We start from the raw sequence: 25,151 nt of genomic DNA on the forward strand, positions 1-25,151 counted from the left end.
CGCCATGCGGCACGCCGGTTCCTCACGGACGCCGCGTGCCGCAGAACGGCACATCGGCTGGGTCCGGCGGCGGCATCGAGATCTCCTGTGCTCATGCAGCAACACGTCACCTGCGACACCACCAGGAACGTTCCGTCCCCTCGGACCGGCTGCCTTCGCTGACCGCGACCGTCCGGTGGACCGGACACCGGAGTGGACCGGACACCGGACACGACACAGCACCCCGTACGCCCCAAGCCAGAAGGGATCCGCGATGCAACTCAGCGGACTCGGATACTTCGGACTCCGCACCCGGCGGACCGATGAATGGCGCACCTTCGCCGAGGACGTCCTCGGCCTGCAGTCCCGGACCACCGAGGACGGGCTGCGGCTGCGCGTGGACGACCGCGACTGGCGGATCGCGCTCCACCAGAGCGACGCCGAGGAGTTCGCGTACGTCGGCTGGGAGCTGCCAGGACCGGCCGAACTGGACGCCGCCGCAGCGGAGTTGGAGGCAGCCGGTGTCGTGGTCAAGCGCGCCGACGAGGCGCTGCTGCGCGAGCGTGACGTGCTGGGCCTGGTCCACCTCGAGGACCCGAACGGCATCCGCGTCGAGCTGTTCCACGGCGCCCGCACAGCGACCACCCCGTTCCTCTCCCCCACCGGCGCCCGGTTCGTCACCGGCGACCAGGGCCTGGGGCACGTGGTGTTCAACGTGGACGACTTCGAGGCGACGTACCGCTTCTACACCGAGCTGCTCGGCTTCAGGGTCAGCGACTTCTGCGACCTCGGCCGTAAGCGCATCGCCTTCCTGCACACCAACCCGCGCCACCACAGCCTGGCCTTCGCCGGCCTGGTGATCGACCCCCAGCGCAAGCCGAAGAAGGACATCGACCCGGGCGAGCTGTTCCACTTCATGCTGGAGGTCGACGACTACGACACCGTCGGGTACGCGTACGACAGGTGCCTGGACGGCGGCGCCCCCATCGCGCTCACGATCGGCCGGCACAGCAACGACAAGATGTTGTCCTTCTACGCGGTCACGCCGTCCGGCTTCGAGGTCGAGTACGGGTACGGCGCGATCACGGTGTCCGACCCGTGGGTCGCCACCCGGGTGGACGGGACCAGCCTGTGGGGGCACCGCCGCCCGCCCAGGCCGGCGCAGGCCGCCGCGGAAGGAGCCCAGGCGTGAGCGCCCTGCCCCGTACCCCCGCTGCCGCCGCCGATGTCAGCCCCCTCTTCGACCTCGGCCAGGGACTGATCGACCGCTCGATCTTCAGCGACGAGACGCTGTACCGGCAGGAGCTGCGCCGGGTCTTCGCGCCGAGCTGGCTGTTCCTCGCGCACGAGAGCCAGTTCAACAAGCCGGGCGACTTCTTCACCACGTACATGGGTGAGGATCCGGTCATCGTCACCATGGGGCGCGACCGGCGTATCCGGGCGTTCCTGAACGCCTGCCGCCACCGGGGCATGCGCGTGTGCCGTGCGGACGCCGGTGCCACCAAGGCGTTCACCTGCAGCTACCACGGCTGGTCCTACGACACGTCGGGGAAGCTGATCAACGTACCCAACCGGGACGGCTACCCGGACGGTTTCGACCAGGACAAGTGGGGCCTGACCGAGGTCGCCCAGCTGGACACCTACAAGGGCCTGATCTTCGCCACCTGGAACCCCGAGGCCCCGCCGCTGCGCCAGGCACTGGGCGACATGACCTGGTACATGGACGCCATGCTCGACCGGGACCCGGACGGCACCGAGGTGGTCGGCGGCGTCCACAAGTGGGTCCTTGAGGGCAACTGGAAGCTCGCCGCCGAGCAGTTCGCCTCCGACTGGTATCACGTCAACATCTCGCACGCCTCGGCCCTGATGGTCATGTCGCCGTCCGGCAAGGGCCCGAAGGCGGAGATCGTGCAGACCCCGGGCCGCCAGTACACCGACCCGAACGGGCACGGCGCCGGCTTCCCGACGCACCCCAAGAGCCGCTTCGACGACCGCGTCGTGCACCACTACTACGACTACGAGAAGCTGCGCGAGCGCCTCGGCGACACACGGGTCGAGGGGCCGATGACCACCGGTCACGCCACGGTCTTCCCCAACTTCTCGTACCTGCCCGTCAACGGCTCCATCCGCGTCTGGCACCCCAAGGGCCCGGACAGGATGGAGGTCTGGGCCTGGACACTCGTCGACAAATCGATGCCCGACGAGGTCAAGAACGCCCAACGCCTGTACAACCTGCGCACCTTCGGACCGACCGGCATCTTCGAGCAGGACGACGGCGAGAACTGGAGCGAGTGCCAGGCGACCGCCCACGGCTTCATGGCGGGCTCCATGGCCCTCAACTACCAGATGGGCCTGGGCAGTGAGACCGAGGACGGCACCCATCCCGGCACCACCGGACACCTGTACTCCGATGGCGCCGCCCGCGGCTTCTACGCCCGCTGGCGCGACCTGATGAACACTCCTGCCTGGCACGAGAAGGATCACGAGAAGGACACCCCATGAGCAACACCGGTACCAGCACGGGAATCCGCGTCGCCGTGGCCGGGGACATCGCCGAGGGAGAGGCGATCAAGGTCCCGGCCGAGCAGACCGGCCACGGCGACGCGATCGCCGTCTTCCACGACGAGGGCGCCTACTACGCGCTCGACGACACCTGCACCCACGGCCAGGCCTCCCTCTCCGAGGGCTGGATCGAGGGCGGCGAGGTCGAGTGCCCGCTGCACAGCGCCCGCTTCTGCCTGAAGACCGGCGAGGTCCAGTGCATGCCCGCGACCGTCGGCGCCCGTGCGCACCGGGTCGCGGTCCGCGACGGCGAGATCTGGCTGCACCCCGGCGAGGAGCCCACCGTATGAGGCGCATCGCCATCGTCGGGGCGGGCCTGGCCGCCGTCTCCACCTGCGACGCACTGCGCTCAGGGGGCTACGACGGCGAACTGGTGCTGTTCTCGGCCGAGGAGGGCCTGCCGTACGACCGCCCGCCGCTCAGCAAGGACGTACTGCTGGGCAAGGCCCGGCGCGAGGACATCATGCTGCGCCCCGCCGAGTGGTACGAGCAGCAGGGCGTGGAGCTGTGGCCGGGCACCACCGTCAGCGGGATACGCCCGGCCGAGGGCGCCGTGGAGCTGTCCGGCGGCTCGGTGGTGTCCGCCGACCGGATCGTGCTGGCCACAGGCGGTACGCCGCGCGCCCTGCCCGTACCCGGCGGCGACGACCCGGCCGTGCATCTGCTGCGCACCTGGGAGGAGTCGGAACGGCTGCGGGAGCGGCTGCTGCCCGGCGCGCGTGTGGCCGTCGTCGGCGCCGGGCTGATCGGGGCCGAGACGGCCGCGGTCGCGGGCGCGCTCGGCTGCCGGGTCACGCTGATCGACCCGGTGCCGGTGCCACTCGTCGCCGCAGTCGGCAGCGAGATCGCCGAGGCGCTGCACCAGCGGCACACGGCCGAGGGCATCCGGGTCGTCACCGGCGGTGTGGAACGGATAGAACGCCGTCCCGGAGTGGACGAGGTGGTGCTCCATGTGACCGGTCTCGCCGAGCCGTTGCCCGCCGACACGGTGGTGGTCGGTATCGGCATCCGCCCGGCCACGGCGCTCGCGGAGGCGGCCGGGCTCAAGGTCGACAACGGCATCGTCGTCGACCACGAGCAGCGGGCCTCGCAGCCGAACGTCTTCGCCGTCGGCGACGTGGCGCGCCGCGACGGCCACGCCGTACGCCACGAGCACTGGGACGCCGCGCAGCGCGGCGGACAAGCCGCGGCGGCGGGTCTACTGGGGCGGCCGGTGCCCGCTGAGCAGGCACTCTGGTTCTGGTCGGACCGGCATGGCAGCCGCCTCGAGGCCGTCGGCACGATGGCCGACGCGGACCGGACCGTGCTGCGCGGCTCGCCCGACGGCGGCGCCTTCACGGCCTTCGGGCTGCGCGCGGACCGGCTCGTCGCGGCCGCTGCGATCGATCGCGGGCGCGACATCAAGGCCGCCCAGCGACTCATCGACCGGGGCGTCGCGGTCGACGCCACACGCCTCGCCGACGAGTCGGCGGACTTGCGCACGCTGTTGCGCGGCTGACGGCACGGCGGCCGGGCGGCGGGCGCCGTGCGCCACGGGCGGCCGACGCTGTGCAACGGCCGTCCGATCCGCCTGGCCGGTCCCGTCCGCCATCCGCCTCGTATGCCGCCGCCGCCAGCGCCGTTCCGCCCGCGCCCGACCCCGCCGCGCGCCCGGTGTGCCGCTCCTCGGCACACCGGCTCCCCCATCCCGCCGCTCCGCGCTGGGATGGCTCACAGCAGCGCGGCCCCGCAAGGAAGGACCCCATGAGCATCCGAACCGAGGAGCCCACAGCCGCCGTGTCCACCGGATCGGCCCTGGATCCCGGCGCACCGGCCCAGGAAGCCGCACCCAGCTCGGCAGCACCGGCCGCAGCCCTCGACAACATGCTGCTCCACTTCGAGGTGCAGCGCCTCTACCACCTCGAGGCACAGCTGCTCGACCAGCACCGGTACGCCGACTGGCTGGAGCTTCTCGCAGACGACCTGCACTACTGGGCGCCGGTACGCACCAACCGGCTGCGCCGCCAGCAGAGCCTCGCCGACGGCGCCCCCGGCGAGGTGGCGATCTTCGACGAGACCAAGGCGAGCCTGGCGTGGCGTATCCGGCGCTTCGACTCCGGCATGGCCTGGGCCGAGGACCCGCCATCGCGTACCCGTCATCTGATCACCAACGTCATGGTGCGCCCTGACGACGAACCGGGGCAGTACGTCGCCGAGTCGGCGTTCCTCTGCTACCGCAACCGCCTGGAACGCGAGGTCGACATCTACGCCGGCTGCCGCACCGACGTCCTGCGCCGCGGCACGGACGGCGGTCTGCTGATCGCCCGCCGCACGATCCTCCTCGACCAGAACGTCCTGCTCGCCAAGAACATCAGCACCTTCCTGTGAACCGGAGTCCCGACGTGACCACTGCCACCGAACCCGTCACCCCCGCCGAGCCGAAGCTCCTCGAGCACACCGTGCGGACCACGCTCGGCCCGATCTCGGTCAGCGAGGCCGGCGAGGGCCCCGTACTGGTGATGCTGCACGGCGGCGGTCCGGGCGCGAGCGGAGTCGCCAACTACCGGCAGAACCTCGCCGCCCTGGCCCCGCACTTCCGTGTGGTCCTGCCCGACCAGCCCGGTTTCGGCGGCAGTTACCGCCCCACCCAGGCGGACCTGGACGCCCGCAGCATCACCGAGATCACCGTCGACGCGCTGCTGCGGACCCTGGATGCCCTGGGCATCGACCGCTTCCACCTGCTGGGCAACAGCCTGGGCGGCGCGGCCGCCATCGCCACCGCGCTCGAAGCCCCGGAACGCGTGGAGAAGCTGGTGCTGATGGCGCCCGGCGGCGGCTGGCTCCCCTTCGGGCCGACTCCAACCGAGGGCCAGAAGGCGATGTTCCGCTACTACAACGGCGAAGGCCCCACGGTGAAGAAGATGCGGGACTTCATCCGCGTCATGACCGCCGAGCCGAAGCGCTGGGAGGACACCGTCCAGGCCCGATACGAGGCCTCCCTCGACGAGTCCCACATCGCCTTCTACCACGCCTACAACGCGGCCTTCGCCAAGCGCCACGGCATGGACCCGCTCTGGCAGCGCGTCCACAAGATCAAGGCGCCGACGCTGCTGCTGTGGGGCCGCGACGACCGCACCATCACCCTCGACGGCGCGCAGCTCATGCTCAAGCAGATCCGCGACGTGCAGCTCCACGTCTTCGGCGGCTGCGGCCACTGGGTCCAGCTGGAGCGCCAGGCGGAGTTCGAGCGCCTGGTGACCGACTTCCTCAGGGAGAGCTGAACCGATGGGGACAGCGGAAGCGATGGGAAAAGGTGAACCGATGGGCTGGCTCGAGGGCGACGTCGCCCTGATCACCGGTGGCGCCTCCGGCCTCGGCCGCGCCGTCGCGCTGCGCTATCTCGCCGAGGGGGCGAGCGTCGCCGTCCTGGACCGCGATCGAGACCGGCTGGACGCCGTCGTGACCGCGGCCGGTGAACTCGCGGACCGGGTCCTGCCCGTCGTCGGCGACGTACGCTGCCCCGACGATCTGCACGCGGCCGTCAAGGCCGCCGTCGACCGCTTCGGCAAGCTCGACATCCTCGTCCCCAACGCCGGGATCTGGGACTACCACCGCAGCGTCACCCGGCTGTCGGGCCATGAGCTGGCGAAGGCCTTCGACGAGGTGTTCGCCGTGAACGTCAAGGGCTATCTGCTCGCCGTCGAGGCCGCCTGGCGGGAACTGGTGGCCACCCGCGGCAGCATCATCATGACCCTGTCCAACTCGTCGTTCCACACCAACGGCGGCGGCCCGGTCTACACGGCGAGCAAGCACGCCTGCCTCGGGCTCGTCCGCGAGTTCGCCTACGAGCTGGCGCCCAAGGTCCGCGTCAACGGCGTGGCCTGCGGTGGCATGCGCACCCAGCTGCGCGGCCCGGAGAGCCTGGGCCTGGAGCAGCGGGTCATCGCGGACTCCTTCGCCCGGAACGAGGGCGCCGGAGAAAGACCGCACATACCTCTGTACGACGCGAGCGTCGAACCTGAGGATTTCACCGGCACGTATGTGCTGCTCGCCTCCCGCCGGAACAGCGGCAACATCACAGGTGCCGTCGTCCCGGTGGACGGAGGCATCGCCGTACGCGGCTTCCGCAACTCGGCCGGCGGCGCAGACCTCTGAACAAGCCCCGATTCCCGAGCAAGTCCTGACCTCTGAGTAAGTTCTGATCTCTGAGCAAGCCCTCGTTTTCCACCGATCCCCTTGCCGTGAGCCGAAGGAGCCGTCATGGCAGCAGTCGACATCAGCCCCGCCTCCGCCGTGCACCGCAGAGCCCGCTATGCCGGCAGCCGCAGCGCGATCATCTACGAGGGCACGGAGATCTCCGCGGCCGCACTCGCCGCGACCGTACGCGAACTGGCCACGGGACTGGCGGCCCGCGGACTGCGCCGCGGCGACCGGATCGCCTACCTGGGCCTCAACAGCGCCGCCCTGCTCCAGACCCTGCTCGTGGCCGCCCATCTCGGCGCGGTCTTCGTGCCGGTGAACCACCGGCTCGCGGCGGACGAGGTCCGGCACATCCTGGTCGACTCGGGCGCCCACACCCTGGTGGTCGAGGAGGGCCACCGTGCCCTGGCGGAGCCGGTGCTGGCCGAGGTGCCCGCCCGCTGCCGGCTGCTGGTGGACACCGACCCCGCCTGCCCCTCCACCCCCGCGCCACCCGCACCGTGGACGCCGCTGTCCGAGCTCCTGGGCTCCGCCGACCCCGGACTGGATCCGGTGGCACTGCACGACGACGACCTCGCCGCGCTGATGTACACCTCCGGCACCACGGGGCGGCCGAAGGGCGTCATGCTCACCCACGGCAACATCTGGTGGAACGCCGTGAACGTCGACAGCGTGGTCGACACCCGCCCCGACGACACCAACCTGGCCGTGGCACCGCTGTTCCACATCGGCGGCCTCAACGCCCTCACGCTGCGGACCCTGCTGCGCGGCGGCACGGTCGTGCTCCGCCGCACCTTCGATCCGGCGCGGTGCCTCGACGACCTGGTCCGTCACCGTGTCGACAGCTTCTTCGCCGTGCCGGCGATGTTCGCGGCCCTTGCCCACACCCCCGGCTTCGCCGAGGCGGACCTCAGCGGCCTGCGCGCCGTCGTCGTCGCCGGCGCGCCCGTACCACCGCAGATCATCCGCGAGTACGCGGCCCGGCACGGCGTACTGCTGCAGCAGGCGTGGGGGCTGACGGAGACCGCCCCCTTCGCCACCTATCTGCCGCCTGGGCTGACCCTGGACAAGGCCGGCTCGGCCGGTGCCCCCATGCCGTACACCGAGGTGTGCCTGCTCGCGCCGGGCAGCGGTGCCAAGATCAGCGCGCCCGAGGTACGGGGCGAGATCTGCGTCCGGGGCCCCAACGTCACACCTGGCTACTGGAACAACCCGTCCGCCACCGGCAAGGCCTTCGACGACGCCGGATGGTTCCACTCCGGCGACATCGGCTACCGGGACAGCGACGGGTTCTACTACGTCGTCGACCGCATCAAGGACATGATCATCAGCGGTGGCGAGAACGTGTATCCGGCGGAGGTGGAGCGGGTCCTCGCCGACTTCCCGGGCGTGATGGAGGTGGCCGTCATAGGCGTGCCACACGCCAAGTGGGGCGAGACCGTGCTGGCCGTCCTCACGTGCAAGCCGGGCGTCGAGCCCACCCTGGAGGAGATTCGGGAGTTCGGCGGGCTGCATCTCGCCCGCTACAAGCTGCCCACCAGGGTTCTCATCATTGAGGAACTGCCACGCAACGGCAGTGGCAAGCTCGACAAGCCCGCCCTGAGCGCCTGGGTGGAGCAGCAGTCCGTGGAGGAGCCGGAGGCCGAGGCCACTGCTGCCGCGGGCTGACACAGCCGAACCCGCCCGCCGGTACCTCAGGCGGACACCCCGGCGGCCGACCGGCCGCCGGGGGCCGCGCCGCCCTGATCCCCGACCCCGACGAAGGATCCGCGCCCATGACCCCCCTGGCCACCGGCACCGTACCGCCGCCCCCGACACCGTGCCTCGGCGGCGGCTGGACGCTGCGTCCGACAGATCCCGTCGCGGATCTCGCCCTCGTCCACGGATGGTTCGCCGCCTCGGGCCGCACACGGTCACGTGAGGCGCTGCTGGGCGAACTGCGCGGGCTACAGGCCGGGCGGGCCGCCCGGCCGTGCATCGTCAGCCTCCACGACGAACCCGTGATCTATCTCGAGGTGCACCGGGTCCTCCACCATCCCCTGCGCGCCTGCTACCCCGTGGGCGCCCACGACCTCGCGCTCGAGCTCGTCCCCGGCGTCCCCCGGTCCGCCGGCCGGCAGCTGATCGCGCACCTTCTGCGCGACCTGACCTCGGCCCTTTTCGCGTCGGATCCGCGCTGCCGGAGGGTGACGGCGGCCGTTGATGTGGAGGACGCAGCGGCTGTGGGCGACTTCGAGGCCGGCGGGTTCCGGTACGTGACCGATGCCGACCTTCCCCACCGCAGCGTGGCTCTGCTCGTCGCGGAGCCTTCCGCGGTCACCACGATCGCGACATCCCTTGACGCCATGCCCCATTGAGCCCTGAGCCGCCGAACTCGTCCTTCCCGGGCTCTCTTTGGGTCTTCCCTATCGATTCGGGCGCGATGTGAGTGACCGCGCCAGTGCGGACCGTATTCTTCCTCTGGGCAGCCACGCGCGTAGCGGGGGTTGTGTGCTGCCTGTCGTCTGACGCACGGCGGTGCTGTGCGCGGGAAGGAGGCGGGCGGATGCAGGAGGTCAGCCTTTCGCGTCTGGTGGAGCCGCTGCGCTCGGGCGGGCTCGCGGACTCCGTCTTCCAAGTGGCCCAGCAGACCCCGGGGTTCGTGCAGTTGTCCCGCCGCTCGGAGAGACAGCCGAACGAGTGGTATCCGGTGACGGCGGCCGAGTTCCGCGACGAGGTGCTGGCCGTCGCGAAGGGGTTCCTCGCCAGCGGCATCCGGTTCGGCGACCGGGTCGCCCTGATGTCCCGTACGCGCTACGAGTGGACGCTGCTGGCGTACGCCCTGTGGTCCGTCGGCGCCCGCGTCGTGCCCGTCTACCCGACGTCGTCGTCGGAACAGGTGCGCTGGATCCTGGACGACACCCAGGCCGCGGCGATCGTGGTCGAGCACGAGGACCATGCGATGACGGTCGGTGCGATCTGCGGCTCCATGCCACTGCTGGCCCACATGTGGCAGCTGGACTCCGGAGGTGTGCGCCAGCTGGTCGAGGCCGGCCAGGACGTGCCGGACGACGCGGTCACCCGGCAGCTCGCGTCGGTCCAGCCGCAGCAGATCGCCGCGATCCTCTACACCTCCGGCACCACGGGACGCCCCCGGGGCTGCCTGCTCACCCATGCGAGCCTGGCCGCCGAGTGCGACACGCTCATCTCGGGCTGGCGCGAGCTCGTCGCCGAACCCGGCGAGGAGCCGTCGATCCTCACCTTCCTGCCGGTCGCGCACTGCTACGGGCTCATCGTGGTGGTCTGCTGTCTGCGCGGCAGGATCCGGCTCAGCCACCAGCCCGACATGACGCCCGACGCGCTGCTGGCCGCGCTCGACTCGTTCCGCCCGACGTTCCTGTTCGCCGTCCCTTACATCTTCGAGAAGATCTTCCAACGCGCCCGGCTCACCGCCGAGGAGACGGGCAAGCTCGCCGCGTTCGACAAGGCCGTGGACGTCGCGGTGCGCTATGCGGAGGCGCTGGAGCGGCAGACCCACGGCAAGGGGCACGGTCCCGGCCCGGCGCTGAGAATGCAGCACGCGGTGTACGAGCACGCGGTCTACGCGCGGATGAGAGCCGTTCTCGGCGGGCGCGTGCGGTACGCCGTGTCCGGCGGTTCGACGCTGCGCCGCCAGCTGGGTCTGTTCTTCGCCGGTGCCGGCATCACGGTCTACGACGGCTACGGCCTCACCGAGACGTCCGCCGCGGTGACCGCTCAACCGGTGCACCGGGTCAAGTTCGGCACGGTCGGCAAGCCGCTGCCGGGCAACACGGTGCACATCGCGCCGGACGGCGAGGTGTGGGTGCGCGGCGACGTCGTCTTCCTCGGCTATCTCAACAACCGCGAGGCCACCGACCAGGTGCTCCGCGAGGGCTGGTTCGCGACCGGCGACGTCGGACACCTCGACGACGACGGCTATCTCGTCATCACGGGCCGGAAGAAGGACATCATCATCACCAGCGGCGGCAAGAGCGTGGCCCCGCTGGCCCTCGAGGAGCAGCTGCGCGAGGACCCGATGGTCTCGCAGTGCCTGGTGGTCGGCGACAACCAGCCCTACGTCGCGGCCCTCATCACGCTGGACCCCACGGCCGTCGCCAACTGGCGGAAGATGATGGGCAAGCCGCAGGCGAGTCCCGAGGAGATGGCGGACGACGACGACCTCCGGGCTCTGATCCAGCGGACGGTGACGCGCGTCAACACCGGCGTTTCGCGGGCCGAGTCCATCCGCGCGTTCCGCATCCTGCCGCAGGAGTTCAGTACGTCCAACGGGTTCATGACGCCGTCCCTGAAGCTCCGGCGCAGCGCGATCGTGACCGCGTTCAAGCGGGAGATCGACGCCCTTTATGCCCGGAGCCGGTGACTCCGGGTCCCGGAACCGGTGACGTGCGGTCCCGAATCGGTTACTTCCGGTCCCGGAACCGGTTATTTCCGGTCCCGGAACCGGTTATTTCCGGTCCCGGAACCGGTGACTGCGTATCCCGGATTCGGTGACTCCGCTCGCCCCCGAACCGGTGCCTCAAGGAAGATCGGAGCCGGGGGCTCCGGTATGCAGTCGGCAGCAAGGGCCGTGGCCAGTGATTTCTTAACATGCACGTAGCAGCACGACAGCCGTCTGGCCCTTATGATCGCCCCAACACACGGGCCGCCGCGACACCTCGCATGCGCACAACGGCTCCGTGTCCCTCATCTCCCCCTGGCCGGGTTCGGCCCGCTGCGCCGTACCCTGCCCGACCCTTGGAAGGCGGCCTGAATGGTCTCTCGCGTACGCGTCTGGCTCAACCGCACGTACGCGGAGAACGTCTTCTTCATGGATCAGCTACGGTCCAATCCCCATGGCGCCCGGGTCGAGATCCATGCCACCCACGGTGATCCCGACTCGCCGGTCCTGGCCGCCGCGGACACCGCGGCGCTGGAGCCCGAGGGCCTGTCCCCCGCCGCATACGTCGAATACGCGCTGGCGCAGTGCGCCCAGCTCGCGATCGACGTCTTCGTGCCGGTGCTGCACCAGGGAGTCATCGCGGCGCACCGCGAGGACTTCGCCGCCCTCGGCACCGTACTGCTGGCCCCGCCGGCCGAGGCCATCGCCACCTTCCAGGACAAGGCCGTCGCCTATGAAGCGGCGGCGACCGCCGGGGTTCCGGTGCCGCCGTGGTGGCGAGTGCGCACTGAGGACGAGCTGGTCGCGGCCGTCGAGGCGATCGAGGCCACGGGCCACAAGGCGTGCTTCAAGCCCGCGGCCGGGGCGGGCGGTGTCGGCTTCCGCGTCGTCACGCGCTCCGCGTTCTCGCTGATGCACCTGACCGGCTTCCCCAGCCCGTACGTCCCGTTGAACCTGGTCGTCGACGCCCTGCGTGACGCCGACGAGCCCGTGGACTGGCTGGTCATGCCGCGGCTGGACGAGCCCGAGGTGTCCGTGGACTGCCTCACCGGGCCGGACGGCCGGGTCCGTATGGCGGTGGGCCGCACCAAGCACGGCCGCCGCCGCGGCTTCACGCTCCACCCGTCCTGGACCGAGCCGTCCCGCCGCCTCGCCGAGACCTTCGGGCTGCACTGGCTCACCAACATCCAGTACCGCCTCCATGACGGCGAACCGGTCCTCATGGACGTCAACACCCGCCCGGCGGGCGGTCTCCACCAGCTCTCCCAGTGCGGGCTGAACGCCCCGTGGTCCGCCGTCCGCCTGGCACTCGGCGAGGACCCCGGCGATCTGACACCGGACTTCCTGGGCCCGGACTACGCGGTGGTCGCGGGGCCCCGGCCGGTGCGTCCGGTGACGCTCCCTCAGCAGCGGACGGACTCCCTGCCGCTCGTACCGGCGCCCTCCTCGGGACCGGTTCCCGAGGCGGCACCGGCGTCCGCAGCAGCGGTGGCACCGGCTGCCGCCGCAGGGGTGGCACCAGCTGCCTCGGCGGCACAGGCTGCCGCCATCGCACCGGCTGCCTCAGTCGCGCCGGGTCCTTAGGCCGCAGCAGCGGAACGGGCCCCGGCGGATGCGGATCCGCCAATCGCCGAGTCAGCGCCCGGCCGCAGGGATGGCACCGGCTGCCTCCGTCTCGTCGGCTGCCTCAGTCGCGCCGGCTCCTTAGGCCGCAGCGACGGAGCGCGCCCCCGGCAGATGCGGATCCGCCGATCGCCTGAGTCAGCGCCCCGGCCGCATGGCGTGCTGCGCGGCCAGACGTACGGGGGCGTTCTGAGCGCCGTAGCCGCGGTAGCCCCCGTCGCGCTGGACGAGCTCGAAGAAGATGCGCCCGACGGTCTCGGTGTAGCAGTGGCGGAACTCGCCGTGCTCGTCGCGGTCGTAGAGGATGCCGAGTTCGCGGTAGGTCTCCAGCTCGCCGGGGGTGAACTCGTAGCGGGCGGCCAGGTCGTCGTAGTAGTTGACGGGCACCGGCACGAGCCGTCCTCCGGCCTCCCTGATGCGGCGGACTGCGGTGACGATGTCGTCTACGGCGAACGCGATGTGCTGGGCTCGGCCGCTCTCGTCGGTCGGGGCGGGTCCGACGCTCAGCGCGATCCGCACGCTGCCGTCGGGGTTGGTGACGGCGCGGCTGCGCAGCAGTCCGTACGGGTCGGCGACATCCACGCTCTCCTGCGAATGGAGCCCGAGCACGCTGCGGTGGAAGAGGGCGGCCTCGTCGAACTGGTGCCAGGGCTGGGTGAGCGCCAGGTGGTCGATGCCGCGGACGCCGGTGCCTGCTGCGGGGGCGTGGTCGACGGGCGTGAAGTCGCCGGTCCAGCTGGGGAGTTCGGGTTGATCAGTGGCGCAGAAGAACAGTTGCGTGCCATCGGGGGCGGCCACCGCGTCGAGCGGCGCGTCTTCAGGGGCACGGCGGCGCGGCAGCACGGGGGCGAGGAGAGCCTCGGCGCGCCGGGCGGCGACGGCCGGGTCCGGGGACTCCAGGCCTATGGCGGCGAGGGAGAGGGCATCGCGCCTGTCGACCGGACCGGTGTTGAGCAGGACGCGGGCGTCGCCCTGCTGCCAGAGCTCCACCGGCTTGCTGCGGTGCCTGGCGGTGCGGGCGAAGCCGAGCGCGCCGAGCAGCGCGGAGGCCGGTTCGGCGTCGGGTGTGACGAGTTCGGCGAAGGCGACGCCGGTGGGCACGACCGGGGCCGGCGGGGTGGCCAGGCTGGTGGCCTCCTGCAGGACGATCAGTGAGCGCTGGGCGTCGACGGCGGTCGGGCGCGCGTCGGCCTGTCGGAAGACGTCGTTGAAGACCTCGAGCGAGAGCGGCCCCTGATAGCCGGCGCGTACGACATGGCCGAGGAGCCCGGCGACGTCGAAGCCGCCCTGCCCCGGGAAGCAGCGGTAGTGGCGGCTCCACTGCAGCACGTCCATGGCCATCAACGGGGCGTCGGCCAGCTGCAGGAAGAAGATCTTGTCTCCGGGGATGTCCTCGATGCCCTTGGGGTCGGAGCCGCGAGCGAGGATGTGGAAGCTGTCCAGGCAGGTGCCGAGCGCCGGGTGGTCGGCAGCCTCGACGATGCGCCAGGCGTGGTCGTACGTGTTGACGTGCCGGCCCCACGCGAGCGCCTCGTAGGCGACGCGGATGCCGTACGCCTGTGCCAGCTCGGCGAGCCGGCGCAGTTGCGCGGCGGCGAGCGCGTCGTCGTCCACGGCGAGCGGCGAGACGCTGGAGCACACGAGCACCGTGTCGGCGCCCAGCCGCCGCATCAGCCGGAACTTGTGCTCGGCCCGGCGCAGATTGCGGGTGAAGTTGTCCTCCGGGACGGCCTCGATGTCGCGCATCGGCTGGTAGAGGTCGATGGTGAGGCCGAGGTCGGCGGTGCGGGCGCGGATCTCCTCCGGGGTGAGGGGGCTGGCGAGGAGATCGTTCTCGAAGATCTCCACGCCGTCGAAGCCCGCCCGTGCCGCCGCGGTGAGTTTCTCGGTGAGGGGGCCGCTGAGCGAGACGGTGGCGATGGACGTACGCACGGCGGTGCTCCTTCGGGGTCGGTGCTGTGTCGGGGGCTGGCTCCGAGGACGGGACACGCTCGGGCCGGTCTGACTCGGAGGCCGGGCCGGCTCGGCCGATCTGCCTCGGAGGCCGGGTCCGGCTCGGGAGCCGGGTCAGCCTCGAAGGCCCGGACACGGGCTCGGGCCGATCTGCCTCGGAGCCAGGCCAAGCTCGGAAGCGGGGTCAGGTTCGGAGGCCGGATCAGGTTCGGAGGCCGGGTCCGGCTCGGAGCGGGTCCGGCTCGGAGGCCGGATCAGGTTCGGAGGCCGAGTCCGGCTCGGAGCGGGTCCGGCTCGGAGGCCGGATCAGGTTCGGAGGCCGAGTCCGGCTCGGAGGCCGGGTCCGGCTCGGAGACCGGTCAGGCGCGAGCTCCGGCGGCGCCCGCCAGCTCCGCGATGTCGGCGAGCATTCGGGTGCTGTCGGGCTCCCTGCCGGTGAACAGCCGGAACGCGTCGACGGCCTGGAAGACGGCCATGCCGCCGCCGTCGAGCGTGGCGCAGCCGCGCGCACGGGCCGTGCGCAGCAGCTTGGTCTCCAGCGGCCGGTAGACCACCTCGGCGATCCACAGGTCCGGGTGGAGCAGCTCGGCGGGGAACGGGAGTCCGGGGTGCGCGGCCATGCCGGTGGGCGTGGCGTGCACGATGCCGTCGGCGCCCGCGATGAGGTCCCGGAGTGCGTCCGGAGCGGCGGGCGTCGCCCGTCCGTCGCCGAAGTGGCGGTTGAGGGAGGCGGCGAGAGCGGCCGCCCGCTCCGGCAGCGCGTCGACGACGGTGAGCCGCCCGGCGCCCAGGGTGAGCAGGGCGTGCGCCACTGCGGCGCCGGCGCCTCCCGCGCCGAGCTGCACGACCTGGTCGAGCGAGGCGTCCGGCAGCCCACGGGCGAACGAGGCGGCGAAGCCCGTGACGTCGGTGTTGTGCCCGACGGCCCGGCCGTCCTCGAAGACGACGGTGTTGACAGCGCCGAGGGCCTCGGCGCCCGGGGCGATCGCGTCGAGGTGCTCGATGACGAGCTGCTTGCACGGGTGGGTGATGTTCAGCCCGTCGTAGCCCAGGTCGCGGGCGGCCCGGAGCAGGTCGCCGACCTCGTCGGCCGTGACACCGAGGACATCGATGTCGATCAGCCGGTAGAGGTAGCGCAGGCCTTGGCGGTCGGCCTCGCGCTCGTGGAGCGCCGGGCTGAGCGAGGGCCCGATGCCGGCGCCGATCAGGCCGATGAGGAAGGAGTCCTGGGTCCTGGATGCCATCGCTGCCTCTCGCCGCATTCTGCGTAATGTACGAACTGGTTCGTTAGTCATATCAGGCGGTCGGCTCCATAGGAAGACCTCGCCGGAAGCTCCGGGGTCTCCGCGGAACGTTGATCTACCGGGATCCACGAGCGGGACCGGCTTCTACAATCGCGAGCATCGGACGGCCCAAGCTCCGCCCCGCACCAGCAGGTCGCCCGAAGGCCCCCGCCCCGCCGCGCACCAGCCCGAAGGTCCCCGCCTCGCCCCGCACCAGCGCCTCACCCAGAAGGAACCAACGGATGACCACCGTCGAAGAACCGGCCCGCCCCGGCGGACGCATCCGCGACGCCGCCCGCACCAAGGCCGAGATCCTCGACGTGGCGACGCAGGAGTTCGCCCGCGCCGGGTACATGGGTGCCCGCGTCGATGAGATCGCGGCCCGCACCCGTACCACGAAGCGGATGATCTACTACTACTTCGGCGGCAAGGAACAGCTCTTCACGGCCGTCCTGGAGCGCGCGTACTCGGTGATCCGCCAGGCCGAGCAGGAACTCGACGTCGAGCATCTCGACCCGGTGGCGGCCATCCGCCGGCTGGCCGAGCTCACCTTCGACCACCATGAGGCGCACCCCGACTTCATCCGGCTGGTCAGCATCGAGAACATCCACGAGGCGGAGCACATCGCCGCATCCGAGGTGCTCGGCAAGCTCAGTTCGCCCGCGATCGAGGTGATCCGGCGGATCCTCGAGGCGGGCCGGGCATCGGGCCTGTTCACGGCCGATGTCGACGCGGTGGACCTGCACGCGATGATCAGTTCGTTCTGCTTCTTCCGGGTCGCCAACCGGCACACGTTCGGCGCCCTCTTCGGCCGCGACCTGGTCGCCGCGGACCAGCGGGAGCACTACCGGAACATGCTGGGCGACATGGTCATCGCCTACCTCACGGCGGACCGCTCGGCGGACTGAACACCGGGTCCCGGCGGACCGCCCGCGGACTGAACACCGATCCCGGCGGACCGCTCGCGGACTGATCACCGGATGTGCGGCGGACCGGTTTCTGCGCGACCTCTTGACAGGTGCGACACGCGGCTGCAACATCCGTAGCCACTCGCTATTAACTATCCAGTGAGTTAATCACCCGCCTTCCGACCGGAGCGCCGGTGACAGCCGACCCCCGACCCTCAGGGCCCGGCACTTTCCCCCTCACCCGCTCTACCCTTCTCCGGAAGTCCCCAAGGAGCCGCCGTGACCGTCCCCGACGCCCACCAGGGCCAGCCGCGTAAGGCAGCGCTCGCTGCCTGGATCGGCAGCGCCCTTGAGTACTACGACTTCTTCATCTACGGCAGCGCCGCCGCGCTGATCTTCCCGAAGATCTTCTTCGACGAGTCGGACCCGGCCACTGCGACCCTGCTGTCGCTGGCCACCTTCGGCGTCGCGTACGCGGCCCGTCCGATCGGCGCGCTCTTCCTGGGCCATTTCGGAGACCGCCTGGGCCGCAAGAAGATCATGGTCTTCACGCTGATGCTGATGGGCCTGTCCACCTTCCTCATCGGCTGTCTGCCGACAAGGGAACAGGTCGGCACGCTCGCCCCGGTGCTCCTCGTGCTGTGCCGCGTCCTGCAGGGCATCTCCGCGGCCGGCGAGCAGGCGAGCGCCAACTCCATGACGCTGGAACACGCACCGCCGCACCGCCGCGGCTACTTCACGAGCTTCACGCTCAACGGCACACAAGCGGGCCAGCTCCTCGCCACCCTCGCCTTCATCCCGATCGCAGCCCTCCCCGAGGACCAGCTGCTCTCCTGGGGCTGGCGCATCCCGTTCTGGCTCAGCGTCGCCGTCGCCGTGGTCGGGTACGTCATCCGCCGCACGCTCGAGGAGACCCCCGCCTTCACCCAGCAGGCCGAGACCGAGGGCGTGGCCAAGCTTCCGCTGCTTGTGCTGTTCCGCGAGCACTGGGCGGATGTGCTGCGCGTCATCGCCGGCGCCCTGGTCGCGTCGGTCAGCACGATCTTCACCGTCTGGGCCCTGGCCTACGCGACGAGCGACTCGGTCGGCATGGACCGCTCGAGCATGCTGTGGGTGGGCGCGCTCGCCAACCTGGTCGCCCTCGGCGCCATCCCGCTGTGGGCCAAGCTCTCCGACCGCATCGGCCGCAGGCCGGTGTTCCTGACCGGCGCGGCCGGCAGCGCGGTCATGATGTTCGCCTACCTCTGGGCCATCTCCACCGGCTCGTACCCCCTGGTGCTGATCCTCGGCATCGTCACCTTCGGCGTCGTCTACAGCGCCGCCAACGGCATCTGGCCGTCCTTCTACGGCGAGATGTTCTCCACGCGCGTACGGCTGTCGGGCATGGCCATCGGTACGCAGATCGGCTTCGCCGTCGCCGGGTTCGCTGTGACGTTCGCGGCCCAGATCGCCGGCCCGAACGGTGACGACTGGTCGGCCGTGGCTCTGTTCACCGCGGCGCTCTGCGTCCCGCCGGTGCTCGCCGCGCTCACCGCACGCGAGACCCACAAGGTGCCGACGGAGCAGCTCGGTCTGCGGGAGCCGCAGGAGGCGACCGGCCGGGAGACCGTGGCGGCCTGATCTCTGGCGTGGCGCACTTCGGGGGCCGGCCCGGTGGGGGCCGGCCCCCGAAGTGTTGTTCACATGGTGATGACGTCGGTCCAACTGGTCGTCACCAGGTAGTAGTTGCCGTCGTGGTACGAGATCCAGGGGTCGGCGCCCTTCTGGGTCTTGACCGGGTCGGTGAACGAGGCGGCGCTCGCCGAGGACTGCCCAAGGGACGGCGCGAGGACCAGCGCGGCCAGCAAGGTCAGTAGGCGACGGGCCATCCGCTGCTCCAGTTGAGAAGGTTGATCCCGAGCTTCGGGGTGCCATTGTCGTTGCCGTCGTAGTAGTGGTAGACGATCAGGTCGCCGTCCACGTCGTTCATGATCGACTGGCCGCCGGGGCCGATGATGCTGCCGTGCGACTCGAGCACGGGTGTGCCGCCGTTGTTCATCATGGCGACGCCGTTCTTGTCGTAGTACGGCCCGGTGACGCTGGTGGCACGGCCCACCTTGACCTTGTACGTCGAGCTGGTGCCTGAGCAGCACACGTCGTACGAGGCGAAGAGGTAGTAGTAACCGTTCCTCTTGACGATGTACGGCGCCTCGACGGCCTTGGTGCCGGTCGGCCGGGATGCGAGCGAGTAGCGGGTGGTGTTCGAGGAGAGCTGCTTCCCGGTCGACGGGTTGATCTGGATCATCTTGATCCCGGTCCACCAGGAGCCGAAGGACAGCCACCACGTGCCGTTGTCGTCCACGAAGAGGTTCGGGTCGATGGCGTTGTAGTCGCTGGACGAGCTCGACGTGTAGACGATGCCGTAGTCCGTCCAGCTGCCGGGCCGGCCTGTGGTCGAGCCGGCGAGGCCGATGGCCGAGGTGTTCGAGCCGAACTTCGAGACGGAGTAGTACATCAGGTACTTGCCGCCGTGGTACGAGATGTCGGGCGCCCAGGCCTCGGGGACGGACGAGTAGTTCGACCACCAGCTCGGCCTGGTGGTGAACGCGTCGCTGCCGGCGGTGAATGCGATCCGGTCGGTGGAGGTCTTGGATGCGAGTCCGCCGCCGGTGGCGTACAGCAAGTACTGGCCCGATGAGGAGCGGATCATCGTCGGGTCGTGGACGACTGTCGAACCCGTGACGGTGCCCGGGTTCGGATACGCGGACGCGCTGCTCGGTACAAGGGCGAGCAGAACAGCCGCCGGGACGGCCAGCAGGGTGGTTCTACGGGAGGTGCGGCTCACACGGACCCTCCTTGGTGGGGGCAGAAGGAATCACAGGAAGTGAGCAACCCCATGAGCGGCGTTCGCAATATCGAACATTGGCCCTCACTTCGAACGGGACCGTAGGGTCGAACCACGTTCGCGTCAACGGTTTACACAACCCCTCCCGTCACTGAACCATCGAATGTGATTCGATAACTCCGCCGTCTCCCGGGTGATTTGACGAATCATCACTTTGCCGAAACGCACGGCGCGCACACAGCCGCCATTCCTGCGGTGCCGTGCTCATGACGTACGGTGCAGCGCCTGATCGGGGCATAAAGACGCCTGCCTTGTCCTCGCTGATGTCGGCGCGGACGAGTTGTCCGCTCCCCCGACCTGCTCGACTCCTGCGTGTGGGCACTCACTGATCCGTTCCTCGATGTGATGGCACCCGGTGCCACGGCCACCCAATTAGTTCCGCCTGGGTATCGCGTGACGCGCAAGGCGTCGGACGTGGGGAATTTCGATTACGTGACTGTCGACACCCGCGGGCGGCCTTCCACAGCTCGTCGCGCTCGGCATTCTTGCCGTGCACTGCCCGGATGGGATCACGGCGTGCGATGTCCCCCGGGAAGAGGTATGACGTAACGAGAAGATCCATGGAGCGGTCCCTGGCGGTTCCGGCACTGCCGCCGGAGGGAGCGGCTGGTATGCGTGGGCATGAGGCCCGGAGCGGGGACGGCTGGGAGGACGGTGTCACCGCTGCGCCTGGAGGGCTGTTCGATTTGCTGCGGGTCGCCGCCCTGGTCGTGGACGGCGACGGCCGGATCGTGCTGTGGAGCCCCGAGGCTGAGCTGCTGCTCGGCTACTCGGCCACCGAAGCACTGGGCCGGAGCGCCGGGCTGCTGGTGTCCCAGGAGAATCGTTGGCGGGCTCGGGAGTTGTTCGAACGCGTACGGGCCGGCACGAGCTGGGCGGGAGTGTTCCCGGTCCTGCACAAGGATGGCTCGACGCGGCTGGTGGAGTTTCGCACCATGCGGCTGAGCGACACGCGTGGCGGCGTCCATGCCCTGGGCCTGGCCGCCGACGCCGAGACCCTGCGGAACGTGGAGAGGGACCTGGCCCTGTCCCACAGCCTGATCAACCAGACCCCCGTGGGCATCGCGGTGTTCGACACCGATTTGCGGTGGATCCGCGTCAATCCGTCACTGGAGCGGATCAACGGCCTGCCTGAGGAGGCCGTGCTGGGCCGCCGTGTCAGCGAGGCGCTGCCGTCGCTGGATGTAGAGGCCATTGAGTCGCGCATGCGACACGTCCTGGAGACCGGCGAGCCGCTGCTGGATCAGCAGACCGTGGGCCGGACGGCCGCGGATACCAAGGAGCACGCCTACTCGGAGTCGTACCACCGGATCGAGGACCCCAGCGGACGCGTGCTGGGCCTGGCGATCGCAGTCATCGATGTCTCCGCGCGACAGCTGGCGGCCGCCGAGGTCGCGAAGGCACGCGAGCGGCTCGCGGTGATCGCGGACGCCAGTGTCCGTATCGGCACCACCCTGGACCTGCACCAGACCGCCTGTGAACTGGCCGAAATGGCCGTGCCGCAGCTCGCCGACCTCGCGGCTGTCGACCTGCTCGACTCGGTGGTCAGCCATGGCGACGCAGCCGCAGCCCGGAGGGACGGCCACGCCGACTTCCGGGCTCTGGCGGTCGCGGCGGGTTACCCGACCGATGCCATCCGGGCCGCGGACCCGGTCGGCGAACTGGCGTCGTACAGCTCGTCACGGCTGATCACCCAGAGCGTACGAGAGGCGCGGCCGATCCTGGTCGAGCGGGTGAGTGGTGCGACGATGCCATGCATCGCCAGGGACGCTGCCGCCGCCGAGGTGCTCCGAAGGGCCGGGGTCCATTCCTATCTGGCCGCCCCGCTGATAGCCCGCGGAGAGGTGCTGGGCACGCTCAGCCTGTACCGCACGCTCAACGCCTCCCCGTTCGACGACCAGGACCTCACGCTCGCCACCGAGCTGGCCGCGCGCGCCGCCATCTGCGTCGACAACGCCCGGCTGTACGGGCGCGAGCGCACCATCGCGCTCACCCTCCAGCGCAGCCTGCTGCCCCACCCGCCACCGGGCTACGACGGCATCGAGATCGCCTCCCGCTATCTGCCCGCGGTCAGCGAGGTCGGCGGGGACTGGTTCGACGTTCTGCCGCTCAAGGGGGGCAGGATCGGCCTGGTCGTCGGCGATGTGATGGGCAAGGGCGTGCACGCCGCAGCGATCATGGGCCAGCTCCGTACGGCCACCCGCGCCCTCGCCCGGCTCGACCTGCCTCCCGCCGAGCTGCTGTCCCACCTCGACGACATCGCCGACTCGCTCGGCGACTCGATAGCCACCTGCCTCTACGCCGTCTGCGACCCCCAGCACGGCCGATGCGAACTCTCCAGCGCAGGCCATCTGCCGCCGGTGCTGGTGCGCCCCGACGGCACGGCCGAATACCTCGACATACCCAGCGGCGTGCCGTTGGGGGTCGGTGGGGTGCCCTTCAGCGCCGAGGAGCGGGAACTGGCGGAGGGGACGCTGCTCGCGCTGTTCACGGACGGCCTGGTGGAGCATCGCGGGGAGTCCATAGAGGTCGGACTGCAGGCCCTGCTACGGCTGCTGGAGGGCAACCGACGCCCGTTGGAGGAGATGTGCGACATGGTGCTCAGCGCACTGCACCGGGAATCTGACGACGACGTGGCGCTTCTTCTCGCACGGCGGCGGAGGTGACCCGGTTCCGGCCGCTGCGGCCAGTACCCCGCTTCGGGCCTGCTCACGCTGAAGGCGCTGGGCAGTTCAGCGTCCGCGGGCTACTCGGGCACCCTCATCGTCGGCGTGGAGGCGAGCTGACGTACCAGGTACTCCGGCCCGCCCCACGGACATGGCCCATGCCGAGCGACCGGTGTATCCGCAGTCGCTCGGCGTGGGCCTGGTTCCGGCGGGTTCCGCCTACGTCAGTCGCGCACCGCGGCCACCTGTATCCGGTCGATGTTCGGGGCCCACGCGGACGCGTTGCCGAACGTGACGGAGTTCGAGCCCTCCTTCAGTTCCACCGGGACGCCCAGCGTCCAGTAGTCGTCCCAGCTCCAGGTGTTCTTGAAGGTCACCGTCTGCGTCCTGCCGCCGGCCGTGATGTCCGCGGTGCGGGACATGATGTCGGTGTTGTACGCGTGGCCGTTGTCGCGCCGGTCGTTGTGGGCGTACTGGACGACTAGGACGTACTTGCCTGTGCGCGGCGCGTCGACCGTGAAGGTGGCGGTGCTGGTGGCGCTGTTGCCGAGCCAGCCGATGTACGTGCCCGACGAGGCGTACGCACTGTCCACGAGCCGCGCCCCACCAGTCAGCTTCGCCTGTGCGCCCTCATACGTGAGCGTGCCGGACGTCGATCCGGAGCCTGTCACGTCGAGCGAGCGCAGCGCCGCCTGCCCGGTGGCCGTGATGCGGTTGTTGCCCGCGACGAGGTACAGCTTCAGCGGCCGGTTCGGGGCGGCCGCCACCGTCTCGCCGTGCAGGGACAGCTGTACGGCCGCCGACGCACGGGACGTGACGGTGAAGTAGCCGTCGCGCGGTGCGTAGACGTCGAAGACCGCCTTGCCGCCGGAGCCGAGGACCAGCGCGCCCGTGCCGGTCCCGGACGAGTCGCCGTAGTCGTACGACACGTTCGACACGTTGCCGGAGACATCCGCGAGCGTGGCCTCGTACGAGGTGGACGGCACCACGTGCGCGGTGAGGTCGATGCGGTCGAGCGTGACCTCGGCGGTGTCATGGGCCAGGGTGAGCGTGTGCGTCCCGGCGGTGAGGTCGACGGTCAGGTCCTTCTTGGCCCGGTAGGTCCAGTTCTCGGTGGACGGATACGTGACCGTGGTCGCCGGGCCGCCGTCGACGGACAGCTTCTGGGTGGACGGGGCGCCGGACTGGTTGCCGTAGAGGATCGACAGGTCGTAGGTGCCGGTGCTCGGCACGGTGACGGTGAAGTCGACCTTGCTGCTCTCGGTGTTGAGCGAGCCGACGTCCTTGGTGCCGGAGGCGGCGTAGCCGTTGGCGTTGGCCACCGTGCCCTGGGTGTAGACCCGGCCGCCGGTGATCTTCGCGTCCTCTGCCTCGTACGAGTCGGACCAGGGGACGGTGGCGGCGGCGGGGGTGCCGGAGCCGGCCGGGGTGAGCACGATGCGGTACGCGGACATCTTCTTCATGCCCTTGAGGGGGACGGTGACGCTGCCGTCCGACCCGACGCTGACCTTCGTGCGCGACAGGACACGCGGCGCGGCGTGCTGTCCCTCGTAGCCGGACCAGGCGGCCTCGGCGACGGTGGCCGTCACCGAGGTGCCGAAGACCTTCGGGTCGACGTGCTGCACGGCGACGTCCGCATCACCGGAAGCGCCGCCGACCAGCACCTGGGCCTGCTTACGCGAGGTGTCGAGCGAGGCCAGGCCCTGGAGCGTGTCGATCGTGTTCGGCGACGGCGGGGTGACCTTCACCGTCTGGCCCGTCATCCCCGCGTACCAGCGGAAGAGCCACCAGCCGCCGTTGGGGATGTTGGTGCGTACGACGTTGCCGCTGAGGTTGCCCGCGGCGTCCCAGTAGGCCTGGTTGGCGAGGACCTTGTTCCGCTCGAACATCGAGACCCACTGCACCAGCTGGCCCGGTACGGACAGGTCGCGGCGGTTGGCGTACTCGTCGATGTTGACGGGGAGCGGGGAGATGCCGAGGGACTTCTCCAGGGCGCGGTAGTGGTCGTAGTTGGACTGGAAGTACCTGAGCGAGTCCGGGGACAGCTCGTGCCACGTCATCACGTCGGGCAGGACGTCGTTGGCCTTGGCGTAGGTGAGGAAGTCGGGCAGCAGCCGCTTGTCGTAGTACGCCTCGTTGGGGCCGGCGATCCGGGCGTCCGGGTCCTGGGCGCGGATGCGCTGGTAGACGGTCTTCCAGTCGGCGAGGAAGCGGTCCCGGTTCTTCTCGTAGGCGGCCGGGTCCTTCGTGTTGAGGCCGTACCAGATCCAGTCGGGCTCGTTGAACGGGACGTAGACGAAGCGGTCACTGTGCTCGGCGGCGTTGACCTTCTCGACGATCGAGTCGACCTTGGTGAGGTAGTCGGCGAGACCCAGGTCCTCGTACGGCCACTTCTGGTAGATGTCCTGCATCATCACGTTGACGTCGCCGCCGCCGTTGCGGAAGAACGATTTCGAGACGGCGATCGCATCGCCGTTCGGGTGCTGCAGTCCGCCGTCCGGCTTCTGTGAGATCGACGTGAGCTTGAGTGGGGCGAGGGCGGCGTCGCTCGGGACGCCGTCGTCGCCCAGTCCGTACAGCGCGCCGTTCGCCCCGAGCATGACCTCGCCCTCGGGGGCGCCGAGATCGACGGTGATGGTCTGGGCGGCTGCCGCCCGGGCCGACGGGGCCGCAGGCAGGGTGCCGGCCATTGCTGCTGCTCCGATCAATACTGCG

The 25,151-nt window shown here is 70.3% G+C and carries 19 protein-coding genes; 14 read left to right on the plus strand and 5 right to left on the minus strand.

Going from position 1 to position 25,151, the window contains the following annotated elements; genetic code table 11:
* Positions 1-253: 253 nt before the first annotated feature.
* From H1D24_RS27185 to H1D24_RS27235, 11 genes are all read left to right on the plus strand, one after another.
* The gene (locus H1D24_RS27185; RefSeq protein WP_181660330.1) at positions 254-1,171 is read left to right on the plus strand and encodes a VOC family protein; all 918 of its coding nucleotides are present in this window, start codon (positions 254-256) and stop codon (positions 1,169-1,171) included.
* Positions 1,168-2,481 (plus strand): aromatic ring-hydroxylating dioxygenase subunit alpha, encoded by a 1,314-nt coding sequence (locus tag H1D24_RS27190; RefSeq protein ID WP_181660331.1) that lies wholly within the window; start codon positions 1,168-1,170, stop codon positions 2,479-2,481. The genes H1D24_RS27185 and H1D24_RS27190 overlap by 4 nt, the downstream gene beginning before the upstream one ends.
* Entirely contained in the window at positions 2,478-2,831 is a 354-nt protein-coding gene (locus H1D24_RS27195; RefSeq protein WP_181660332.1) for a bifunctional 3-phenylpropionate/cinnamic acid dioxygenase ferredoxin subunit, read from the plus strand. The genes H1D24_RS27190 and H1D24_RS27195 overlap by 4 nt, the downstream gene beginning before the upstream one ends.
* Positions 2,828-4,039, plus strand: coding sequence for an NAD(P)/FAD-dependent oxidoreductase (locus H1D24_RS27200; protein WP_181660333.1), 1,212 nt, complete (start codon positions 2,828-2,830; stop codon positions 4,037-4,039). The genes H1D24_RS27195 and H1D24_RS27200 overlap by 4 nt, the downstream gene beginning before the upstream one ends.
* 245 nt (positions 4,040-4,284) lie before the next feature.
* Positions 4,285-4,908, plus strand: coding sequence for a 3-phenylpropionate/cinnamic acid dioxygenase subunit beta (locus H1D24_RS27205; protein WP_258564338.1), 624 nt, complete (start codon positions 4,285-4,287; stop codon positions 4,906-4,908).
* A gap of 14 nt (positions 4,909-4,922) precedes the next feature.
* On the plus strand, positions 4,923-5,801 hold the full coding sequence (locus H1D24_RS27210; RefSeq protein ID WP_181660334.1) for an alpha/beta fold hydrolase: 879 nt from the start codon (positions 4,923-4,925) through the stop codon (positions 5,799-5,801).
* 40 nt (positions 5,802-5,841) lie between these two features.
* A complete protein-coding gene (hcaB, locus tag H1D24_RS27215; RefSeq protein WP_181660335.1) occupies positions 5,842-6,675 on the plus strand; it encodes a 3-(cis-5,6-dihydroxycyclohexa-1,3-dien-1-yl)propanoate dehydrogenase in 834 nt (277 codons plus the stop codon).
* Between the two features lie 105 nt (positions 6,676-6,780).
* Positions 6,781-8,388, plus strand: coding sequence for an acyl-CoA synthetase (locus tag H1D24_RS27220; protein ID WP_181660336.1), 1,608 nt, complete (start codon positions 6,781-6,783; stop codon positions 8,386-8,388).
* A gap of 107 nt (positions 8,389-8,495) precedes the next feature.
* Positions 8,496-9,077: a GNAT family N-acetyltransferase gene (locus tag H1D24_RS27225; protein WP_181660337.1), complete on the plus strand. Its 582-nt coding sequence runs from the start codon at positions 8,496-8,498 to the stop codon at positions 9,075-9,077.
* A gap of 188 nt (positions 9,078-9,265) precedes the next feature.
* Positions 9,266-11,101 carry an AMP-dependent synthetase/ligase gene (locus tag H1D24_RS27230; RefSeq protein WP_181660338.1) on the plus strand — a complete coding sequence of 612 codons (1,836 nt, stop codon included), beginning with the start codon at positions 9,266-9,268 and terminating at the stop codon, positions 11,099-11,101.
* Positions 11,102-11,491: 390 nt separating this feature from the next.
* The gene (locus tag H1D24_RS27235; RefSeq protein ID WP_181660339.1) at positions 11,492-12,703 is read left to right on the plus strand and encodes an ATP-grasp domain-containing protein; all 1,212 of its coding nucleotides are present in this window, start codon (positions 11,492-11,494) and stop codon (positions 12,701-12,703) included.
* 177 nt (positions 12,704-12,880) lie between these two features.
* Here H1D24_RS27235 and H1D24_RS27240 read toward each other — a convergent pair whose 3' ends face one another.
* Both H1D24_RS27240 and H1D24_RS27245 read right to left on the minus strand, forming a co-directional pair.
* Positions 12,881-14,674 carry a bifunctional sugar phosphate isomerase/epimerase/4-hydroxyphenylpyruvate dioxygenase family protein gene (locus H1D24_RS27240; protein ID WP_181660340.1) on the minus strand — a complete coding sequence of 598 codons (1,794 nt, stop codon included), beginning with the start codon at positions 14,672-14,674 and terminating at the stop codon, positions 12,881-12,883.
* Positions 14,675-15,054: 380 nt separating this feature from the next.
* On the minus strand, positions 15,055-15,939 hold the full coding sequence (locus tag H1D24_RS27245) for a shikimate dehydrogenase (RefSeq protein ID WP_181660341.1): 885 nt from the start codon (positions 15,937-15,939) through the stop codon (positions 15,055-15,057).
* Positions 15,940-16,220: 281 nt separating this feature from the next.
* On the opposite strand from H1D24_RS27245, the gene H1D24_RS27250 reads away from it, so the two are divergent.
* Positions 16,221-16,886, plus strand: coding sequence for a TetR/AcrR family transcriptional regulator (locus tag H1D24_RS27250; RefSeq protein WP_181660342.1), 666 nt, complete (start codon positions 16,221-16,223; stop codon positions 16,884-16,886).
* Positions 16,887-17,165: 279 nt separating this feature from the next.
* Entirely contained in the window at positions 17,166-18,506 is a 1,341-nt protein-coding gene (locus H1D24_RS27255) for an MFS transporter (protein ID WP_181660343.1), read from the plus strand.
* A gap of 59 nt (positions 18,507-18,565) precedes the next feature.
* On the opposite strand, the gene H1D24_RS27260 is transcribed toward H1D24_RS27255, so the two are convergent.
* Both H1D24_RS27260 and H1D24_RS27265 read right to left on the minus strand, forming a co-directional pair.
* Positions 18,566-18,754 carry a hypothetical protein gene (locus H1D24_RS27260; protein WP_374064374.1) on the minus strand — a complete coding sequence of 63 codons (189 nt, stop codon included), beginning with the start codon at positions 18,752-18,754 and terminating at the stop codon, positions 18,566-18,568.
* The gene (locus H1D24_RS27265) at positions 18,736-19,710 is read right to left on the minus strand and encodes an arabinan endo-1,5-alpha-L-arabinosidase (protein ID WP_181660344.1); all 975 of its coding nucleotides are present in this window, start codon (positions 19,708-19,710) and stop codon (positions 18,736-18,738) included. The genes H1D24_RS27260 and H1D24_RS27265 overlap by 19 nt, the downstream gene beginning before the upstream one ends.
* Positions 19,711-20,381: 671 nt before the next feature.
* Between H1D24_RS27265 and H1D24_RS27270 the strand changes: the two genes are divergently transcribed.
* Positions 20,382-22,436 (plus strand): SpoIIE family protein phosphatase, encoded by a 2,055-nt coding sequence (locus H1D24_RS27270; protein WP_181660345.1) that lies wholly within the window; start codon positions 20,382-20,384, stop codon positions 22,434-22,436.
* A 224-nt stretch (positions 22,437-22,660) separates the two neighbouring features.
* Here H1D24_RS27270 and H1D24_RS27275 read toward each other — a convergent pair whose 3' ends face one another.
* The gene (locus tag H1D24_RS27275) at positions 22,661-25,126 is read right to left on the minus strand and encodes a CBM35 domain-containing protein (RefSeq protein WP_181660346.1); all 2,466 of its coding nucleotides are present in this window, start codon (positions 25,124-25,126) and stop codon (positions 22,661-22,663) included.
* Between the last annotated feature and the right edge of the window lie 25 nt (positions 25,127-25,151).

It is taken from the genome of Streptomyces himalayensis subsp. himalayensis (assembly GCF_013778455.1).
GTDB classification, from domain to species: domain Bacteria; phylum Actinomycetota; class Actinomycetes; order Streptomycetales; family Streptomycetaceae; genus Streptomyces; species Streptomyces himalayensis.